General features: G+C 56.9%; 15 protein-coding genes. 6 read left to right on the top strand and 9 right to left on the bottom strand.

Features of this window, described 5'->3' with window-relative positions; genetic code table 11:
- Positions 1–64 precede the first annotated feature (64 nt).
- On the top strand, positions 65–424 hold the full coding sequence (locus QC823_RS05550; RefSeq protein ID WP_309655361.1) for a hypothetical protein: 360 nt from the start codon (positions 65–67) through the stop codon (positions 422–424).
- Here QC823_RS05550 and QC823_RS05555 read toward each other — a convergent pair.
- From QC823_RS05555 to pilB, 6 genes are read right to left on the bottom strand one after another with little or no spacing between them, the layout of a single operon-like run.
- Positions 421–1,305 (bottom strand): DNA replication terminus site-binding protein, encoded by an 885-nt coding sequence (locus tag QC823_RS05555; protein ID WP_309655362.1) that lies wholly within the window; start codon positions 1,303–1,305, stop codon positions 421–423. The genes QC823_RS05550 and QC823_RS05555 overlap by 4 nt on opposite strands.
- 5 nt (positions 1,306–1,310) lie before the next feature.
- Entirely contained in the window at positions 1,311–1,556 is a 246-nt protein-coding gene (gene yacG, locus QC823_RS05560; protein WP_309655363.1) for a DNA gyrase inhibitor YacG, read from the bottom strand.
- 48 nt (positions 1,557–1,604) lie between these two features.
- Positions 1,605–2,204, bottom strand: a complete 600-nt coding sequence (gene coaE, locus QC823_RS05565) for a dephospho-CoA kinase (RefSeq protein ID WP_309655364.1) — start codon at positions 2,202–2,204, stop codon at positions 1,605–1,607.
- 8 nt (positions 2,205–2,212) lie between these two features.
- The gene (locus QC823_RS05570; protein ID WP_309655365.1) at positions 2,213–3,061 is read right to left on the bottom strand and encodes a prepilin peptidase; all 849 of its coding nucleotides are present in this window, start codon (positions 3,059–3,061) and stop codon (positions 2,213–2,215) included.
- An 8-nt stretch (positions 3,062–3,069) separates the two neighbouring features.
- A complete protein-coding gene (locus tag QC823_RS05575; RefSeq protein ID WP_309655425.1) occupies positions 3,070–4,320 on the bottom strand; it encodes a type II secretion system F family protein in 1,251 nt (416 codons plus the stop codon).
- 27 nt (positions 4,321–4,347) lie between these two features.
- On the bottom strand, positions 4,348–6,093 hold the full coding sequence (gene pilB / locus QC823_RS05580) for a type IV-A pilus assembly ATPase PilB (RefSeq protein WP_309655366.1): 1,746 nt from the start codon (positions 6,091–6,093) through the stop codon (positions 4,348–4,350).
- Positions 6,094–6,317: 224 nt separating this feature from the next.
- On the opposite strand from pilB, the gene QC823_RS05585 reads away from it, so the two are divergent.
- A complete protein-coding gene (locus QC823_RS05585) occupies positions 6,318–6,755 on the top strand; it encodes a pilin (protein WP_309655367.1) in 438 nt (145 codons plus the stop codon).
- A gap of 456 nt (positions 6,756–7,211) precedes the next feature.
- On the opposite strand, the gene QC823_RS05590 is transcribed toward QC823_RS05585, so the two are convergent.
- A complete protein-coding gene (locus tag QC823_RS05590; protein ID WP_309655368.1) occupies positions 7,212–7,511 on the bottom strand; it encodes a nucleotidyltransferase domain-containing protein in 300 nt (99 codons plus the stop codon).
- Between the two features lie 89 nt (positions 7,512–7,600).
- Here QC823_RS05590 and QC823_RS05595 point away from each other — a divergent pair, with 89 nt between their 5' ends.
- The gene (locus QC823_RS05595; RefSeq protein ID WP_309655369.1) at positions 7,601–8,413 is read left to right on the top strand and encodes an inositol monophosphatase family protein; all 813 of its coding nucleotides are present in this window, start codon (positions 7,601–7,603) and stop codon (positions 8,411–8,413) included.
- Here the strand turns inward: QC823_RS05595 and QC823_RS05600 are convergent.
- Positions 8,410–10,185, bottom strand: coding sequence for an ABC transporter transmembrane domain-containing protein (locus QC823_RS05600; protein WP_309655370.1), 1,776 nt, complete (start codon positions 10,183–10,185; stop codon positions 8,410–8,412). The genes QC823_RS05595 and QC823_RS05600 overlap by 4 nt on opposite strands.
- 167 nt (positions 10,186–10,352) lie before the next feature.
- Between QC823_RS05600 and QC823_RS05605 the strand changes: the two genes are divergently transcribed.
- The 3 genes from QC823_RS05605 (at position 10,353) to QC823_RS05615 (ending at position 16,675) form a co-directional block, all read left to right on the top strand.
- Positions 10,353–11,591 (top strand): efflux RND transporter periplasmic adaptor subunit, encoded by a 1,239-nt coding sequence (locus tag QC823_RS05605; protein WP_309655371.1) that lies wholly within the window; start codon positions 10,353–10,355, stop codon positions 11,589–11,591.
- Entirely contained in the window at positions 11,588–14,725 is a 3,138-nt protein-coding gene (locus QC823_RS05610) for an efflux RND transporter permease subunit (RefSeq protein WP_309655372.1), read from the top strand. The genes QC823_RS05605 and QC823_RS05610 overlap by 4 nt, the downstream gene beginning before the upstream one ends.
- Positions 14,726–15,427: 702 nt before the next feature.
- On the top strand, positions 15,428–16,675 hold the full coding sequence (locus tag QC823_RS05615; protein ID WP_422823597.1) for an ATP-grasp domain-containing protein: 1,248 nt from the start codon (positions 15,428–15,430) through the stop codon (positions 16,673–16,675).
- Between the two features lie 120 nt (positions 16,676–16,795).
- On the opposite strand, the gene pcsA is transcribed toward QC823_RS05615, so the two are convergent.
- Positions 16,796–17,530, bottom strand: coding sequence for a phosphatidylcholine synthase (gene pcsA, locus QC823_RS05620; RefSeq protein WP_309655374.1), 735 nt, complete (start codon positions 17,528–17,530; stop codon positions 16,796–16,798).
- Positions 17,531–17,603 lie beyond the last annotated feature (73 nt).

A 17,603-nucleotide genomic window follows, 5' to 3' on the forward strand; every position in this document is an offset into this window, starting at 1 on the left:
GCCCTTCGGGCGACGCGCTATCCCTCCTCGCACTAAAAATACGAGGTATCCCGCGCAAAATCTGATGAAATATCAAAAAGACCATAAGCCAATCGATGAGAGGGATAAGCTGCGCCAGTTTCGCGAGTTAGATGATGCCTTTGCTAACGCCTTGCGCGAGCTTGAAAACCCAAAAAACGCGCTGAATATTCCCACCGGGCCACCGGTACGCTCGCTAGCCGCCTTGGAAGAGGAAGAGCAAAAAGCCCGTGAGCAAGAACGTGAGAAAGAGCGTGCGGCGTCATTTCGTGAGCGTTTCGACGCGTTGTTGGCCGAATCCCCCATCGCGCAAGCGGAGCTTCTGGCACTGATTGAAACGCTGCTACGTAGCGGGCACTGGAAAGAGGGCCAAGTGCCGAAGCCCCGTGCGTCTTTGACGCGCTAGCGGTAGCGATACACGCGCAAACTGGGCAGAAACGCCTCGCTTTCGAGTTTCTCATCGCGGCGTTTGGCGCGAGTGCGTGTTTCCGGTGGAGTCAGCGGGGGTAGGTTAGTGTGCGGCAGGCGTCCATCGCGGCTCGGCACAAAAATGGGCATCGCGACATTCAGTGCGCGACGGGTATGCCCATCCTCAAGTGGCTCGGTGAAAAACAGGTTGGCGCGCATTAGCGGCGCTTGCGTTTGCACCTGCGCCAATATTTCCCCGCTCGGTATGCTCGCAAGCTTACGCAGCTGAATGCGGACATGCGCGGCGTCGCTATCCAACATTAAGAGTTTTTTCTCGGCGTCTTGTACCGTTAAGCGCTTGATCGAGCGCCCGCTGCTGTACCACGCAAAGCGCACCCTTGAGACAGGCGCTTGTGCGACGGGTAAATGCCGCCAACACTGCTTAAGATGCAGCCGCGCCAATCCGGTTTTCTCCAATATCCGCTCTACGTCGGGGTGACGCTTGGGTAACTGCGCCTTGGCACTGCTCATGGCGGCGGGGGCGTGCGCTTTAATGACTTTCAGGCACTCGCTAATGTCGTTTTTAGCTTGGTTCGCTGCCATCACGGCATCTATCAATGCGTCATCCGCGGCGATTAAACCAATGTAATTACGCGTTTCGCGACCGTCCTGGCCTTCTTCATGCCACATATCGAAAAGGGCACGGCGCAGCCAGTCGGTATTCGGCGTTGGCTCGTCAAACGCCCACACCGCCGGGGCGCGCTCATCAAACCGTGCTACCACGGCTTCCAGGGCATCGAGCACCGCATCAAAGCGTGTATCAAGCTGGTGTTGAAGTTGGTACGGCAGCAACGTGTTGTCGGAGGAGGAAGTCGGCATGGCGGCTATGACAGCGGGGCATCGCGGTCGGCTTGCTGCAGTAGCGTCTCGATGTCAGCTTCGTCCATTGAGGACTCCCCCGCGATGCGGTGTGATTCATCCGCCCAGGCGCCAAAATCAATCAGCTGGCAACGCTTGTTGCAGAAGGGGCGGTAGGTGTTCTCTGAAGACCACGGCACTTTTTTGCCGCACTGCGGGCAGGCAACTTCAAGCGGCGTGTTATTGGCGGCAGAACGTTTCGCGTTGGCCATGGGGTGAGCTCCTTTGCAAGCTAACGGATAAATCGGTGATAGGCCCATTCAGTGTGCTGCCGTGCGCAGGCGCGAATCAAGCTTCGCCACTTGCTCATGCATGTGCGCGGTGTCTTGGCTGTTATCAATCAGGGCATCGGCCCGCGCGCGGCGCTCATGGTGCGGCATCTGGGCGGCGAGGATAGCACGCACCTGGGTTTCGCTCACCTCATCGCGGGCAAGGGTGCGCGATAGCTGCAGCGCTTCGGGGATGTCCACCACCACGGTAAAGTCCACCAACGCATCCTGGCCGGACTCAAACAGTAACGGTGACACCAGCAGCACATAAGGAGGGCCCTGGCGCTGCATTTGTTCAAGGTGAGTCACAATGCGCTCGCGCACACGCGGGTGCGTCACGCTTTCAAGCCACGTGCGCTCCTCGGGGCGCTCGAAGATAAGCTCGCGCAGTCGCGCGCGGTTAAGCGTGCCGTCTTCATGCAGCACCTCTTCGCCGTGGCGCTGGCGAATCTCTTCCAGCGCTGGCTCGCCGGGGGCGACCACTTCGCGGGCCACATCATCGGCGTCGATACACGGAATGCCGCGCTCACCGAATGCCCGCGCCACGGTGGATTTGCCCGAGCCAATCCCGCCGGTTAATCCTACAATCATCGTTTTTCCTATAAGCCACTGAATTGCAGATAGAGCGCCATTAACCCGTCGCCGCCGAGTAGCGACACCCAGCCCGCGAGTGCCAAAAACGGCCCAAACGCCATGGGGACGCCGCGCTTGTCTTTCACGCTGAGTTGCAGCGCGATGCCCACAATCGCCCCGAGACCGGCGGCGATAATCAGCACCATTGGCAAAAATTGCCAGCCCAGCCACGCGCCGAGGGCCGCGAGCAGTTTGAAATCGCCGTATCCCATGCCTTCGCGGCCGGTTACGAGCTTAAACAGCCAGTACACGCTCCACAGCATAAGGTAGCCGGCGATAGCGCCTATCACCGCCGATGGCAGCATCAGTGGCTGAAACAGCAGTTGGTAAATCAGACCCGCCCACAGCAGCGGGAGCGTTAGCAGATCCGGCAACAGCTGAGTGCGCAGGTCAATCACCGCCATGGCCAGCAGGGCATAACAGGCGCCGGCGATAAACAGCGCTTGTAGCGTAACGCCGTAAAGCGCCAGGCTCGCTAGCGCAATCGCAGCGCCAAAGAGCTCGACCTGCGGGTATTGTGGGCTAATGCGCGCTTGGCAGGCCGCGCAGCGCCCGCGACGTTTAAGCCAGCCAATCAGCGGTAAGTTGTCGTGCCACTTAATCGGCGTACGACAACGCGGGCACATCGACGCGGGAAAGGCGATGTTAAAGCGCTCGGGCGTTTCTTCGGGCAGCTCCAACGCGGCGCGGGCTTCAGCGCGCCACTGCTGCATCAGCATGACCGGCAAGCGGGTGATCACCACGTTCAAAAAACTGCCGACACAAAGACCCAACAGCAGGGCGATAAGCCAAAAAATCAGCGGCGGGGAATGCATAAATCTCCTTAAAGTGCCGTACCGAGCTGGAAGATCGGCAGGTACATGGACACTATCACGCTACCTACTAGCACACCGAGGATGACGATGACTAACGGCTCCATGAGTGACGTAAGGGCGTCAACCTTGTTATCGACTTCTTCTTCGTAGTAGTCCGCCACCCGGCTGAGCATGGCATCCAGCGCACCGGATTCTTCGCCGATACTGACCATTTGTACCGCCAGTGCCGGGAACTGATTGGTCATACGCATAGCGAAGTGCAGCGGTTGACCTGCGGTGACGTCTTCACGGACTTGCTCAACGGCACGTTCGTAAACGGCGTTACCGGTCGCCCCTGCGGCGGTGTCGAGGCCTTCAATCAGGGGTACGCCAGCGGCAAACGTGGTCGCGACGGTGCGGGTAAAGCGTGACACAGAGGATTTATGCAAAATGTCTCCCAGTATCGGCAGACGAAGCATAAAGCCATGGACGCGATAAGTAAGTGCAGGCGAGCGCTGCATGCCTTTCCTTAACAACACAACAGCAGCAACAATGCTGCCTAGAGCGTGTAGCCAATACGCCTGAGCAAGCTCGGAGAGCTCTATCGTTGTTTGCGTCATCGCCGGCAGTTCAGCGCCAAAGCCGGCAAACATGCTCTCAAATTCCGGCACCACCTTTATAAGCAGCAGCGCTGTGACCCCAAGACCCACGAGCAGTACGGTAGCTGGGTACCAAAGCGCTTTTTTCACTCGCGCCTTCAACGATTCTACTTTCTCTTTATAGGTCGCGACACGGTCGAGCATTTGGTCAAGCGCACCGGCTTGCTCACCTGCTTCAACAAGATTAACGAAAAAACGGTCGAATATTTTGGGGTGTCGGGCCAGCGCATCGGAAAAATTGGTGCCGGAAGAAACATCGTTGGCCATTTCTTGTATCAAAAGCACCATGGCGGGCTTTTTCAAGCTTTCTGATACCACTTCCAGCGCCTGCAGCATGGGGATACCGGCCCGGATCATCGTCGCCATTTGGCGGGAAAACACCATAACGTCCTTGGCGTTAACACGACCGCGGCCAGTTAATGAGCCCTTTTTGCGCACTCGTTTGACGATAATATTGTGCTTTTGCAATTCAGTACTGACCGCTTGCTGGCTGCGGGTGACCATTTCGCCAGTGAGCTTACGCCCGCTTTGATCCGCGCCTTTCCATGCAAAGCGATAGAGCTGAATGGCAGGGGGCTCTTTCTGCTGTTTGTTTGCCCTACGCGCACTGCTTTTTGCCATCTTTTCCGCTGTGCTTTTGGCCATGCTTTACTCCCGAGTAACGCGGTTAATCTCTTCTAAGCTGGTGATGCCTTCCATCGCTTTTCTCAGCCCGCTTGCGCGTAGGCTCGAATGCCCTTCTTTGCCTATCTGGCGGCTAATATCAATGGCGTTGGCATCTCGCATGATGAGCTCGCTCATGTCATCACTGATGGGAACGACTTCATAAATGCCGGTACGCCCTTTATAGCCATGAGTGCAGTGCTTGCAGCCCATCGCCTTGTAAAACCGCGCTTTATCAATTTGCTCCCGTTCAAACCCTTCGTGCAGAAGTGCTTGCTCAGGAATACTGACCGGCTCCTTGCACTGCTCGCAGAGTTTACGCACCAAGCGCTGAGCGATTATCAAACTCACGGAGCTGGCAATGTTAAACACCGTCACCCCCATGTTAGCAAGCCGCGTGAGCGTTTCAGCCGCTGAGTTAGTGTGCACCGTTGAAAGGACAAGGTGACCGGTTTGTGAGGCCTTGACGGCAATGTCAGCGGTTTCAAGGTCACGTACCTCACCCACCATCACCACATCAGGGTCTTGGCGCAAAAACGCCCGCAATGCTTGGGCAAAATCGAGCCCGATTTTGGGCAGCACGTTGACCTGGTTAATGCCGGGCACTTTAATTTCGACTGGGTCTTCCGCGGTGCAAATATTGCGCTGAATCTGGTTGAGAATATTGATGCCGGTATAGAGCGTCACGGTTTTACCGCTACCGGTGGGGCCAGTGACGAGAATCATGCCTTGCGGTTGGGCCAGCGTATGTTCGTAGTGCTCGCGCTGGATGTCGGTAAAGCCAAGTTGCTCAATGCCCATCTGAGCAGCGGCGGGGTCGAGTAGGCGCATCACGATTTTCTCGCCGTACACCGTGGGGAGCGTATTGACACGAAAATCTAGCGAGCGCGAGCGTGAAAGCTGCAGTTTAACGGCGCCGTCTTGCGGCAGGCGTCGCTCGGAGATATCCATTCGCGACATGATTTTCAAGCGCGCTGCAATGCGGTTGCGCATGGCAAACGGCGGGCGGGCCACCTCCATTAGCATGCCGTCGATGCGAAAGCGCACGCGAAAACTCGTCTCATACGGCTCAAAGTGAATATCCGAAGCGCCACGGCGAATGGCATCGAGGAGTATTTTGTTGACAAATTTAACAATCGGCGCATCGTCTGGGTCTTGTGATGTCGCTTCCAGTGGGACTTCATCGCCGTCCGCGTTCTGCATGACGTTGAGCGTTGTAACGGCGTCATCCACGCCTTCTAGCTCATCCAACATGCTGTGCTCGTTCTGCGCGAGGTAATTTTCTAGCGTTACGCTCAGCTGATCGACCGGCGCCAGAACCCCTTCAACGCTAAGGCCAGTGGCGAACTGCAGTTCATCGAGTTGGGTGAGGGTGGCCGGGTAGGGCACGGCGACGGTGAGGCGGTGACCGTGGCGAATCAGCGGCAGCACGTTAAGCTGGCGCAAAAGGCGAATGGGGTAATTATCCGCCGACGGGAGAGAGGAGACACGCACGGCATCAAGGTCAATCACCGGTAGGCCGTACTCCCAACCGGCGGCCACCGCGGCTTTGTCAGGCTCGACCATGCCGCTTTCGATCACATGGCGCAGGATCGAAATATCTTGGGCTTCCGCGGCGGCAGCCTGGGCATCCGTTAGCAGGCCGTGACTCACCAAGCGTTGGGCAATCCCTCTCAGCCCGCCGTGCATGGCAGCGTGGGTCAGCGTGGATTCAAAAGAAGGTTGGCTCATGGTGTATCCATTGGACGGGTAGGCGCGATAAGCGCCTGTTGTACCATAACCGACCTATCACCCGCACCTGGTGTGATGGGGGTCAAGCTTTCCGCTAAACGGTCGATAAAATTCATCATGGCAATTGATATTGCTCGATGAGTAATCTATTGTAACTGTATTAAACTTTTCGTGCCGCAAGTAGTCATAATGAGCGAAAGCGACAACACCCAAGGAGATATCCTATGCAACAAGCGCAAACCCAACGCAACCTCCGCCAAGGCGGTTTTACACTAGTTGAATTATTAATCGTTGTTGCCATCATTGGCATTCTAGCTGCAGTTGCGGTACCGCAATATCAACGTTACGTTGAGCGAGCAGAATTTGCAGCTGAGTTTAGTGAAGTTAACGCGTTCCGTACTTTAGTAGATGCCGAACTCGCGTCACGTAATGGAGGAACTGCTGCTACTGTAAAAGGTGAAATAGGCATCGATACGGTAGATGGTATTGACCTAACAACATATGGTCTTACTAACGTTGGAACTACAACTGCGGCAGCAGTTCTAACTTCAACTAACTTTACCTACACACGCACTGATGGGGTGTGGGAATGTGGCACAGTAACTGGTTCTGCGGCTGATAGTGCCGATGATGCTCAATTGCCTGAAGCGTGTCGTGCCTGAAGCGTGTCGTGATGGTGTAAAAGCACCCGAGTGATTAATAACATTATTTATATAAAACCTACATAACACTTAGGCCACTCTTCGGAGTGGCTTTTCTATTTCTGGAGCCTAAATATGGATTTAACACAACGCTTGCAAACCGCTATTTTTATCGCTGAGGAAGCGGGCGGATGATTGCTAAGGCGCGCGAAGAGCAGTCATTTGATCAGCGCTTGAAAGGCAGCGAGGAGTTGGTGACCAATGCCGATGTAGCCGTTGATAAGCGGATTCGCGAGCGCTTGTGAGATTTCGTGGTTAAACGTGAAATAACCGTTCATCCTGAGCTTGTCGAAGGAGAGCGGTGCCATTCGCGGTATGCCCTTCGACAGGCTCAGGGCGATCGGGGTGGAGGCGCGATCTCTTTTTCGATAACGCGAAGCAGAAATTCTAACCGTGATTGCGTGTCGGGTGAGAGCGTTACAGCAGCACGCCTTGTGTTTCGGCGATGGTGTGAATCTCGCTTTTTTTGAGATTTGGCGCATTAAGCACGACGTCAATTTTACGATCACCAAGCGCCATGATAACTGCCGTCTCCATTTTGGCCATGCTCAGCGCGGGGTTATCCACAACATAGGGCACTGTCACCAAGAGATCAATATCGCCCCCTTTGGCGGTGTCATCGACTCTAGAACCAAACAGCTTAACGGTTGCCTCAGGGCCAAAGGTCTTATCGGCGGCTTTTTTGATCGCCGTGATCTCGGTCTCGTTCAAGCGCATTTCATCTCTCCCATTCAACGCCTAGGTGCTGGCGCTAGAAAAATACGCCACAATAATAGGCCACGCAAATCTCAGGGCACGGCTTTTTTATGTCTCAAACATTAACCCAACGTTTGCAAACCGCTATTTCTATCGCCGAAGAAGCGGGGCGGATGATTGTTAAGGCGCGCGAAGAGCAGACCTTTGGTCAGCGCTTGAAAGGCGGCGAGGAGTTGGTGACCGATGCCGATGTGGCCGTTGATAAGCTAATTCGCGAGCGCTTGGAAGAGCACTTCCCCGGTGAGGCGTTGCTTTCCGAAGAGCTATCCCCCGACCAGCAGCAATTAGACGCCCCCGCGCTGTGGGTAGTGGACCCGATCGACGGCACGGTGAACTTCGCCAACGGCCTGCGCCATGTGGCGGTGTCCATCGCGTGGCTGGGAGCGGGCGTGGGCAAAGTGGGCGTGGTCCACGCGCCGTTTTTACAAGAGACGTTTGTAGCGGCCAAAGGCCAGGGCGCGACGTGCAATGGCGAGCCGATTCAGGCGAGTCACGTTACTGAGCTTTCGCATACGCTGGTGGCGACGGGCTTCCCGTATCAAAAAGCTGACCGTGCGGCGCTGCTGAAACGTTTAGAAGCGGTGCTTACGCAGTGTCAAGATATTCGCCGCAACGGCTCGGCGGCGTTGGATTTTTGTGACGTGGCGTGCGGGCGGCTGGGGGCTTACTACGAAAGCGTCTCGCCTTGGGACTGTGCCGCTGGCGGGTTAATTGCCCGCGAGGCGGGGGCTTCTTTCGCGCATCGCTACCCGGTGCCCGAGGACATCCCGCGCGATCTTTACAGCCGCCATTTGCTGGTGACCGCGCCAGGGGTGTTTGACGCGATGAAAGCGCTTCTACACAAGGCGGATAGCAGCACCTAAGCGGTTGCAGGCGTTTCATCGCCGAACTGCAACGCGGCCAGGTGGCGATAAAGGGCGCTGGTGCCAATAAGCTCGCGGTGAGTGCCAGATGCCACCAGTTGCCCGTCTTTCAGTACCAATAGACGATCGGCGTTGACCACCGTGGCCAAGCGGTGGGCAATGACGATGCTGGTGCGGCCAATCATTAGCCGGTCAAGGGCCTGCTGCACTAGCCGCTCGCTTTCGGCGTCTAGGGCGCTGGTGGCTTCATCAAGCAACAACACTACCGGGTTTTTCAGCAGCGCACGGGCAATGGCAAGCCGCTGGCGCTGCCCGCCGGAAAGCTGTACGCCACCCGGGCCTAGGGGCGTATCAAACCCTTGGGGGAGCGCCTCGATAAACTCAAGCGCGCTGGCATCCCCCGCGGCAGCGCGTAGTGTCTCGATGTTGGCTTCAGGGTCGCCGTAGCGTAGGTTGTCAGCCACCGAGCCGCTAAACAGCACGGGCTCCTGCGCTACCAAGCCCATGGCGCCCCGCAAGGCAGTGAGGTTTAACGTGCGAATATCCTGGCCGTCCAGGGTGAGGCGGCCACTGTCCGGGTCGTGAAAGCGCAGCAGCAGGGCCAGTAACGTGCTTTTGCCCGCGCCAGATGGCCCGACAACGGCAACGCGCTCTCCCGCTTGAATTGTCAGGTCAACCCCGGCGAGCGCGGGGGTGTCGCGGCCTGGGTAAGTGAAGTGAATGCCTTCCAGTGTGATGGCGCCTTGTGTTGGCGCTGGCAGTGCCGCTGGCTTGGCGGGGGGCTGAATGCTCGGCTGGGTATCCAGTAATTCCAGCAACCGCTCGGCAGCACCGGCGGCGCGCTGCACATCACCCGCGACTTCCGCCAGGGTGGCTACGGCCCCGGCGGCGAGCAAGGCGTAAAAGATAAACGCCGAGAGCTCGCCCGCGCTCATGGTGCCCGCAAGCACCGCTTGCCCGCCTTGCCAGAGCATTAACCCCACGGCGGTGAACACCACCAACAACGCCACGCCGGTCAGCCAGGCGCGCTGACGAGTGCGCGCCACGGCGCTGGCAAACGCCTGCTCAACGCGCTGGCCGTAGTGGCGTTGATCCACCGCTTCGTGGGAAAACGCCTGCAGCGTTTGAATACCGCGCAGCGCTTCTTCGGCATAGCGGCCCAGCTCAGCCACGCGGTCCTGGCTTGTGCGCGAGAGCCGCCGCACCCGGCGCCCGTACCAGACAATCGGCAGTAGGGTGGTGGGAATGCCAACCAGCACCATGGCCGAAAGCCACGGCTGGGTCACCAGCATCAGGATCACGGCCCCTACCAGCATCACCAGGTTGCGCAGCGCCAGCGAGATCGACGAGCCAAACAGGCTTTGCAGCACGCTGGTGTCGGCGGTCAGCCGTGACGCGATCTCGCCGGCGGCGCGGCCTTCGCTGGCGCTTTCGAAAAAGCTGGGTTCTAGGGTTAACAAGTGATCGAACACCCGCTGGCGTAAATCCGCCGCCAAGCGCTCGCCAATCCAGGTGACCTGGTAATAACGCAGCGCCGAGGCCATTGCCAATACCGCCACCACGCCAAGCATCAACCCCAGGGTTTTCGCCAGCGCCTGCGAGTCCTCGGCGAGAAAGCCGTTGTCGATCACCAAGCGCAGCCCGTTGCCCAGCGCCAACACGCTGCCGGATGCCAGCAGTAAGGCCAAGCCCGCCAAGGCGAGGCGCAGGCGATATGGGCGCAGCAGCCCCAGTAACCTGAGCAGTACACGGTGGTTTGGACGTGGATTCATGGATCACCTATTGGTTGGCGGTGCGGGATGGCTTTTGCTGTGCGAGATTTCTTTAGCTGCGCGGGATTGCCGCAGGCAGGTTGGTGAAACCGTGGGCGAGGCTAAAGACCTCTGGCGCTGCAATGCGTTATGATGGCGCAGCTTTTATTCTATACGCAGATATCCTTATGCTTAAGCGCTTAATTCCTCTGATTATTCTTGCCATTGGCATTGCCGGTTTCATGGCCTTGCGGTTCACACGCCCGGAGCCCGCGCCCGTGGAAGCGCAGGAGCGCAGCTGGCCCGTCGAGGCGCTTAACGTCTCGCTGGGTGAGCATGTTCCCGTATTGCCGCTGTTTGGTGAAGTGGTGGCGCCGGAAATGGTCAACCTGGTGGCGCCGATTGCGGCAAGGGTGGCTGTGCGCCCGGTCAGCGACGGCCAACGCGTATCGCAAGGCGCGCTGCTGGTGGCGTTGGATGAGGATGAGCTGTTATCGCCATTGCGCCAAGCCGAGGCGGAGGTGGCCGACCTTGAAGCCCAGCGGGAAAATGAGCAGATCCGTCATGAAAACAATCGCCGGGTATTAACGCAAGAGCGCGAGATACTGGCCAGTGCCAACCGCCAGCTTGAGCGTAGCCGCTCGCTGGCGGGGCGTAACCTGACCTCGCAGGCCGATGTCGACGCCGCCCGAGATGCCGTGGCCCGCGCTCAGCTGAATGTGTCTGCCCGTGAAAGCACGATTGCCGAGTTTCCTTCACGCTTGGCGAGCCTTGAGGCGCGCTTGGCCCGCGCTAAGGTCATCGAGGAAAACGCCCGGCGTGATCTTGAACGCGGCCGCATTCATGCGCCCTTCGATGGCCGTGTGACCCGCGTGCAAGTGGCCCCAGGGGATGAGGTGGCCGCGCAGGTGTCTTTATTGTCGCTTTACCCGGTGGGCGGGCTGGAGGTGCGCGCGCGCATTCCCCAGCGTTTTCAAGCGGAACTGGAAAGCGCCCTGGAAGCGGGCACGCCGTTAATCGCCGTGGGCGACACCGACGCGCAACGCTTTGTGCTGGAACGCTTAGCGGGCGAAAGTGATCCGATTGGTATCGAAGCCATTTTTTCTGTGCAAGGCCAGGAACATGGGTTGCGCCCTGGGGCGATGGTGACCGTGCAGCTAAGACGCCCCGCCGTGGCGAACGCGCTGGCGGTGCCTTATGGCGCCTTGCACGGCGCGGACCTTATTTACCGCATTAACGACGACAACCGCCTTGAACGTCAACGCGTGGAGCGTTTAGGCGAAACTCGCCGCCAAGACGGTGAGCGCTGGCTGCTCGTTCGCGCTGACGCCCTGGAAAGTGGCGAGCGCGTGATGTCAACGCATTTACCCAATGCGGTTCAGGGGTTGCGCGTTGAGGTGAGCAATGGCGAAGGACAAAATCCATGACAAAGCGCCGTGGTTTTGTGGGGTTTTTCGTCCATCACAAGGTGGCGGCGAACCTGGTGATGTTGGTGATGCTGCTGGGCGGTGCGCTGGGCATTGCGCGGATGAACATTCAGTTTTTCCCCACCTTTGCGCTGGATATCGTCAATGTGCGCGTGGTGTGGAGCGGCGCCTCGGCCGAGGATATTGAGCAGGGCATTACCAACCCGCTTGAGCAGCGCCTGCGCAGCCTCGATAGTCTGAAACGCATGACCTCGACCTCAGCCCAGGGAATATCCAATATTACCCTTGAGTTCGAGGAAGGCAGCGACCCGGTGCTGGTGCTCGATGATGTTCGCCAACAGGTCGATAGCTTCACCAACTTGCCGGCGGCAGCGGAAACGCCGGAAGTTTCCCGCCAGGCCCGCTACGAGCCGGTGGCGCGCTTGCTGATCCACGGTGACTTGGCCGCCCAGGAGCTGCGCCAAATTACCCAGCGCTTTGAAGACTCGCTATTGATGGCGGGCATTGATCGGGTGCAGATCAACGGCCTGCCCGCCCAGCAGATCAGTATTGAAGTGCCCGCGGAGCGCTTGCAGACACTGGGGCTCTCGCTTGGCGAGATTGCCACGCGGGTGCAGGGCATGTCGCGGGATTTGCCGGCGGGGCTTTTGGGCCAGCAGGACAGCACCCGAGAATTGCGCTCCCTAGAGCAAAACCGTGACGCCTTAGCTTTTGAAGAGTTGACGGTGCGCAGCAGCGATCGCATGCAACTGCGCTTGGGCGATATTGCCATGATTCGCCAAGAAGCGCGGGATGGGCAAGTTGAGCTGGCGTATCGCGGCCAGCCTGCCGCCGAAATGATTTTGCAGCGCGCCGAGAGCGGAGACTCCCTGGAAGCCGCGAAAAGGCTGGAAACCTGGTTGAAAGACACACGCCCGACCTTGCCACCCGGTGTTGAGCTTGACGTGTTCGATGAGTCTTGGCAGTTGATCGACGAGCGCATTTCGCTTTTGTTGGTGAACGGCGCGACTGGCTTGTTGCTGGTGATTGTGCTGCTGTATTTCTTCCTGCCGGCACGGGTGGCCTTATGGGTAGCGATTGGCATTCCCACGGCGTTTCTCGCCTCGCTGGGGGTGTTCTGGGGCATTGGCGGCTCGATCAATATGCTGTCGCTGTTTGCACTGATCATGGCGCTGGGCGTTATCGTTGACGATGCCATTGTGGTGGGTGAAGACGCAGATGCCCACTATCGCATGGGGGAAGACCCCAGGCTGGCCTCGGCCGGTGCCGCGCGGCGTATGTTATGGCCGGTGGTAGCGTCATCGCTGACCACGGTGGCAGCTTTTATGCCGCTGTTAATGGTGGGTGGGGTCATCGGCAACATTCTTGGTGACATTCCGGTCATCATGATTTGTGTGCTGATTGCCTCCTTGCTGGAGTGCTTTGTGGTGTTGCCCGCCCACCTGCGCAATGCGTTTATACCCGCGAAAAAAGCGGCGAAGTTGCGGAAAAAATGGAACCCGGCGCGCGGTATGGCCCACTTGCGTGAGCGTTTTGAAACCCGCTTTGATGACTTCCGTGAAGGGCCTTTCCGGCGCTTTTCGCAGCTGACCCTGCGCTACCGCGGGGCGACCCTGGCAACGGCGCTGGCCATCACCCTGGTGACGGCGGGACTCTTGGCCGGCGGGCGAATGGGCTTTAATTTCTTCCCCTCGCCGGAATCCAGCATCATGTACGCCAATGCCAGCTTTGTTGCCGGTACCGACCGAGCGAAAGTGGCGGATTTTGTCGATCACCTGCAGGCAACCCTAGAAGACACTGACGAGGCTATGGGCGGCAAATTGGTGCGGGTGGCGGTATCTCATTATGGCACCACGCAAGCAGGGGGGGCGCCTGCCCGCACCGGGGATGAAGTGGGCTCTTTAATGGTCGAGATGATTTCTCCCGATGCCCGTGAGGTGCGCAATGCGGCGTTTATTCAGGCCTGGCGCGAGCGCATCAAAACCCCGGCCGGTTTGGATAGCCTCAACATTAACGAACGCGCCGCTGGCCCGCCGGGCAAAGACGTTAACGTGCGCCTGACCGGTGAAGACGCACAAGGGCTGCGTGATGCCGCCGATAGGCTGAGCGAGGCAATGGCCGGGTTGCCCGGAGTGCTTAGTACCGAAGACGATATGCCTTGGGGGCGCGAGCAGCTGATCTACCGGGTCAATGCCTATGGCGAAGCGCTCGGGTTGACCACCGAAGCGCTGGGTAGCCAGCTGCGGACGGCCTTTGATGGCCAGGTAGTGCAGATTCACCAGTCCGGCGCCGATGAAATAGAAGTTCGTGTGCAGCTACCTAGGGAGCAGCGCGAAAGCCTTTCGACGCTATCGCGGCTGGCCGTCACATTGGAAGATGGTCGTCAGGTGCCGGTATCGCAGGTGATGACGCTGTCTCACCGTCAGGGGTTTGAGACATTGCGACATGCCGATGGCCAATTGGCCGTGGAGGTGACAGCGGAGATTAACGACCAAGTCACCTCGGCAGAACAGGTGTTGGAAAGCCTTTCCAGCGAGTTGATTCCTCGCCTTGAACGGGAATATTTTCTCAACGCCAGCTTCGAAGGGCGCGCCGCGGATCAGCGCGAGACAATGGCGGATATGCGGACTGGCCTGGTGATTGGGCTTGGTCTGATGTATGGCGTATTGACGTGGGTGTTCGCTTCCTGGACTTTGCCATTGATCGTCATGGCGATCATTCCTTTCTCCCTGGTAGGCGCGTTGCTGGGGCATTGGGCGCTGGGAATCGACCTGACAATTTTGTCGCTATTCGGCTTGTTTGGGCTTTCGGGCATTGTGGTCAATAACGCTATTATTTTAGTCAGCTTTTATCGCCAACAGCGGGCTAAGGGGCTTGATATTGATAGCGCGCTCAATGAAGCGGTCGTTCAGCGCATCAGGGCGGTGCTGCTGACCTCTCTGACCACGATTGGCGGGTTGTTGCCACTGCTGTTTGAAACGTCGTTGCAGGCGCAGTTCTTGATCCCGATGGCGACGTCCATCGCCTTTGGTCTTGGCGGCTCGATGCTGTTGGTGCTGCTGGTCACCCCTGCGCTGCTTTCATGGCTGGAACATGGCCGTGAGCGGTGGGCGACGCGAGAGGTGATTGCGTGAGGTACTTGTTTGAGATGCTTGCGTAAAGGGCCGCTAGCGAGGAAACTGGCATAAAGATTCCTGCTTTTGGGCAATAAAAGAGAGCTTTGATATGACGGTATCTAAAAAACCGGTAACACCTCCTTCACCGTATCGACTTCCTTGCCGTGGCTGTACGGCTGACTGCAAAAACTACGCAACCTGCGATGGTAAGCCTTGGCGGAATTAAGCGGTATTTCAGGCGTTGTGCCGTCCATCCTACGCCATATTGGCAGCGAGCCACCTTGTACAATGGCTTGTCTAGAGTTCTACCGTTGAATTGCCATTTCGCCATTAACCCACTACCGTAAAGGTTCAGCGTGCTTAAAATCCCTAGCGCTGGTTTACGTAACGGCCTCCTGACAGTCCTGGCAACAGTATTGATCGACAGCGCTGATTAATGGTGCTGATTGACGGTATTGGTAAATGACAGTGGTACGCAGGCAAGGCCGTTCGTAGTGTTAAATAGTACTGGTTATAGAATACTGGTTATAGAGAACTGGTAATGAATAGTACTGGTAATAAATAGCACTGGTAATAAATAGCACTGACGGCAGCGCCGTTACTGAGCATATTTTATTGCCGGTAAAACCAGCCAGGGTTCACCCGCAAGGAGAATAGCGAATGACGATATCATCTGAAAAGAAAATGCCTGAAGAAGTGGCTGCTTGGCGTGATCCGGAAATGGATTCTGTTAAAGGGACAGAGACGCCTAAAGACCCGAACAAAGGTTATATCGCTCTGCTTGGCTGGAGCGTTAATGCCATCAAGGCAGCGCAGAAGTTTGATCGTCGCTATATTGTGGTGGCGCCGGAATGGGCGGCTGATTTCTGTACGGCCAATAATATTCCTTTCATTGCCTGGGATTTTGTTCGATTGAACGACCGTTCCATGGAAATCGCGGAAAAGCTGAAAGCAGAAGGCGTCGATGTCGCGATACCGCTATTTGAGGAAACCGTCGAGTGGTCCGGTGCGATCAACTCCGTTCTTCTCGATAGCCCGCGCATGTACGGTCAGTCCATTCTGTTCCGTGATAAAGCGTTGATGAAGCGCCGCGCCCAGCTTGGCGGTATCCGCGTGGGGATTTTTGAGGAAGCCCACGAGAAGGAAGACGTTGTCCGCTTTATGAAGCGCGTTAACCAGACGCTGCTTAAGCTTGACGGTGACCCCGACGACCCGATCCACGTTAAGGCTTTCGATAAAGCCGGTTGTCTCGGCCATCGCATGATTCGCACCATGGAAGAAATCGAGCATATTCCGGATGAAGAGTATCCGCTGTTGATGGAAAGCCACTTGGATGGCTGGGAATTTGCCGTCGAGGCCTGGATCCACGATGGTAAAATCCAGTTCCTTAACATTTCGGAATACGTCACCCTGGGTTACTCAGTATTCGTGCCCGCTACCAAGGAATTGGAGAGCTGGCGCAATGCGATTACCAAGCAGATCGAGCTGTTGATCAAAACGTTCGATATCAAGTTTGGTCTGATTCACCCCGAGTACTTTGTCACGGCTGATGGCGAAATGTACTTTGGGGAAGTCGCTTATCGTCCGCCCGGGTTTAAGGCGTTCGAGTTGATTGAACGGGCTTATGGATTTAACGCCTATCAAGCTTCCATGCTGGTGTTTGATCCTAAAAGCACGAAAGAAGAAGTGGCTGATTTCTTCCCACAGGAAGTTGTCGATGCGAAAGGGTATGCGGGCTGCTTTGGTGTGTATCCGCGCCGTCGTGTTGTCAGCAAGCTGGAAATGCCCAAGGAATGCGTGGAGCATCCCTATTTTGAATCACATGAGTTGGTTGCGCCGGCAGAAGAAACAGTGCCTGATCGTTCCGCCTTCGGTACGCATTGGGGCTTGATCTTCTTCTTTGGTGACGATCCCATCAAAATGCGCGATCTACTGAAAGCCCAAGAAGATTTGGATTTCTACGTTTAAACACGCCTACGTTTAAACACATCCACGTTTAGAAAAACGTCCAAAATACCGCCACCGGCAGTCTAACGCTGCCGGTGGCGGTTTTTTTTAGCCATTTGCGACCGTTTTAGCCATTTGCGGCTAGCGCGTGGCGCTATTCCATTCTTGGGCGGTACGCCATAGGCACATGCCGACAACGTAGACGGACGCAACGCCCCATCCCCATAGTGCCCAAGCGGCGTGCTCGGGGCTTGAGAGCACCAATGACGTGGCAGAGACGAACCACACCAACGTAATGGCGATATTAAGCGGCATGAACAGTCTCACCCGAAAGGGGTGCAGAAACTTCATCCGTGTCACGGTGAGGATGGCCAGCAAGACGATTGTGGCAAAGGTGATAAAAGGCGGTAAATCGAGAACATAAAAATATATTGCGGCGATATTCCAGGCGGCGGGAAAGCCAACGAAGAAATTATCCTGGCTTTTCATATTGACGTTGCAGAAACAGAACATGGAGGACAGCAAAATGATGAATACGGCCAGCAGTTCAACGTGGGGCGGCAATGCAACGAAAAAATAAATGAAAAGGGCAGGGATAAAGGCCCAGGTAAGGTAATCAATGACCATATCGAGCGTGGCGCCATCGAAATGCGGCAAGGTGGTTTTCACTTCATACTTGCGCGCCAATGAGCCATCGACACCATCAACCAACATGGCAGCACCTAGCCATAGAAGGCAAGCGACGGGGTTATTATCGATCAGTGAGAGCATCGCCATGGTGCCGAGCAGTACCCCACTGGCCGTAAAAGCGTGTACGCCCCAGGCCTTATAAAGTGAAGTGCCTGATTCTATGTGCGAAGAGAGTGGTTGTGCCACATTGACTCCATCGGGAACGTGGGTCCCTTAGCTGTTTGTTTTATCAATAAGTGTGTATAGATCAACCCACTAC

Origin of the sequence: Vreelandella vilamensis (assembly GCF_031451755.1) — a bacterium.
GTDB lineage: Bacteria > Pseudomonadota > Gammaproteobacteria > Pseudomonadales > Halomonadaceae > Vreelandella > Vreelandella vilamensis.

Excerpts from the sequence above, each read along its gene's own strand:
- QC823_RS05615 (WP_422823597.1), top strand. The coding sequence starts at position 15,428 with ATGGATTCTGTTAAAGGGACAGAGACGCCTAAAGACCCGAACAAAGGT.
- QC823_RS05590 (WP_309655368.1), bottom strand. The coding sequence starts at position 7,511 with ATGCGCTTGAACGAGACCGAGATCACGGCGATCAAAAAAGCCGCCGAT.
- yacG (WP_309655363.1), bottom strand. The coding sequence starts at position 1,556 with ATGGCCAACGCGAAACGTTCTGCCGCCAATAACACGCCGCTTGAAGTT.
- QC823_RS05575 (WP_309655425.1), bottom strand. The coding sequence starts at position 4,320 with ATGGCAAAAAGCAGTGCGCGTAGGGCAAACAAACAGCAGAAAGAGCCC.
- QC823_RS05555 (WP_309655362.1), bottom strand. The coding sequence starts at position 1,305 with ATGCCGACTTCCTCCTCCGACAACACGTTGCTGCCGTACCAACTTCAA.
- QC823_RS05595 (WP_309655369.1), top strand. The coding sequence starts at position 7,601 with ATGTCTCAAACATTAACCCAACGTTTGCAAACCGCTATTTCTATCGCC.
- QC823_RS05570 (WP_309655365.1), bottom strand. The coding sequence starts at position 3,061 with ATGCATTCCCCGCCGCTGATTTTTTGGCTTATCGCCCTGCTGTTGGGT.
- coaE (WP_309655364.1), bottom strand. The coding sequence starts at position 2,204 with ATGATTGTAGGATTAACCGGCGGGATTGGCTCGGGCAAATCCACCGTG.
- QC823_RS05585 (WP_309655367.1), top strand. The coding sequence starts at position 6,318 with ATGCAACAAGCGCAAACCCAACGCAACCTCCGCCAAGGCGGTTTTACA.
- pilB (WP_309655366.1), bottom strand. The coding sequence starts at position 6,093 with ATGAGCCAACCTTCTTTTGAATCCACGCTGACCCACGCTGCCATGCAC.
- QC823_RS05600 (WP_309655370.1), bottom strand. The coding sequence starts at position 10,185 with ATGAATCCACGTCCAAACCACCGTGTACTGCTCAGGTTACTGGGGCTG.
- QC823_RS05610 (WP_309655372.1), top strand. The coding sequence starts at position 11,588 with ATGACAAAGCGCCGTGGTTTTGTGGGGTTTTTCGTCCATCACAAGGTG.
- QC823_RS05605 (WP_309655371.1), top strand. The coding sequence starts at position 10,353 with ATGCTTAAGCGCTTAATTCCTCTGATTATTCTTGCCATTGGCATTGCC.
- QC823_RS05550 (WP_309655361.1), top strand. The coding sequence starts at position 65 with ATGAAATATCAAAAAGACCATAAGCCAATCGATGAGAGGGATAAGCTG.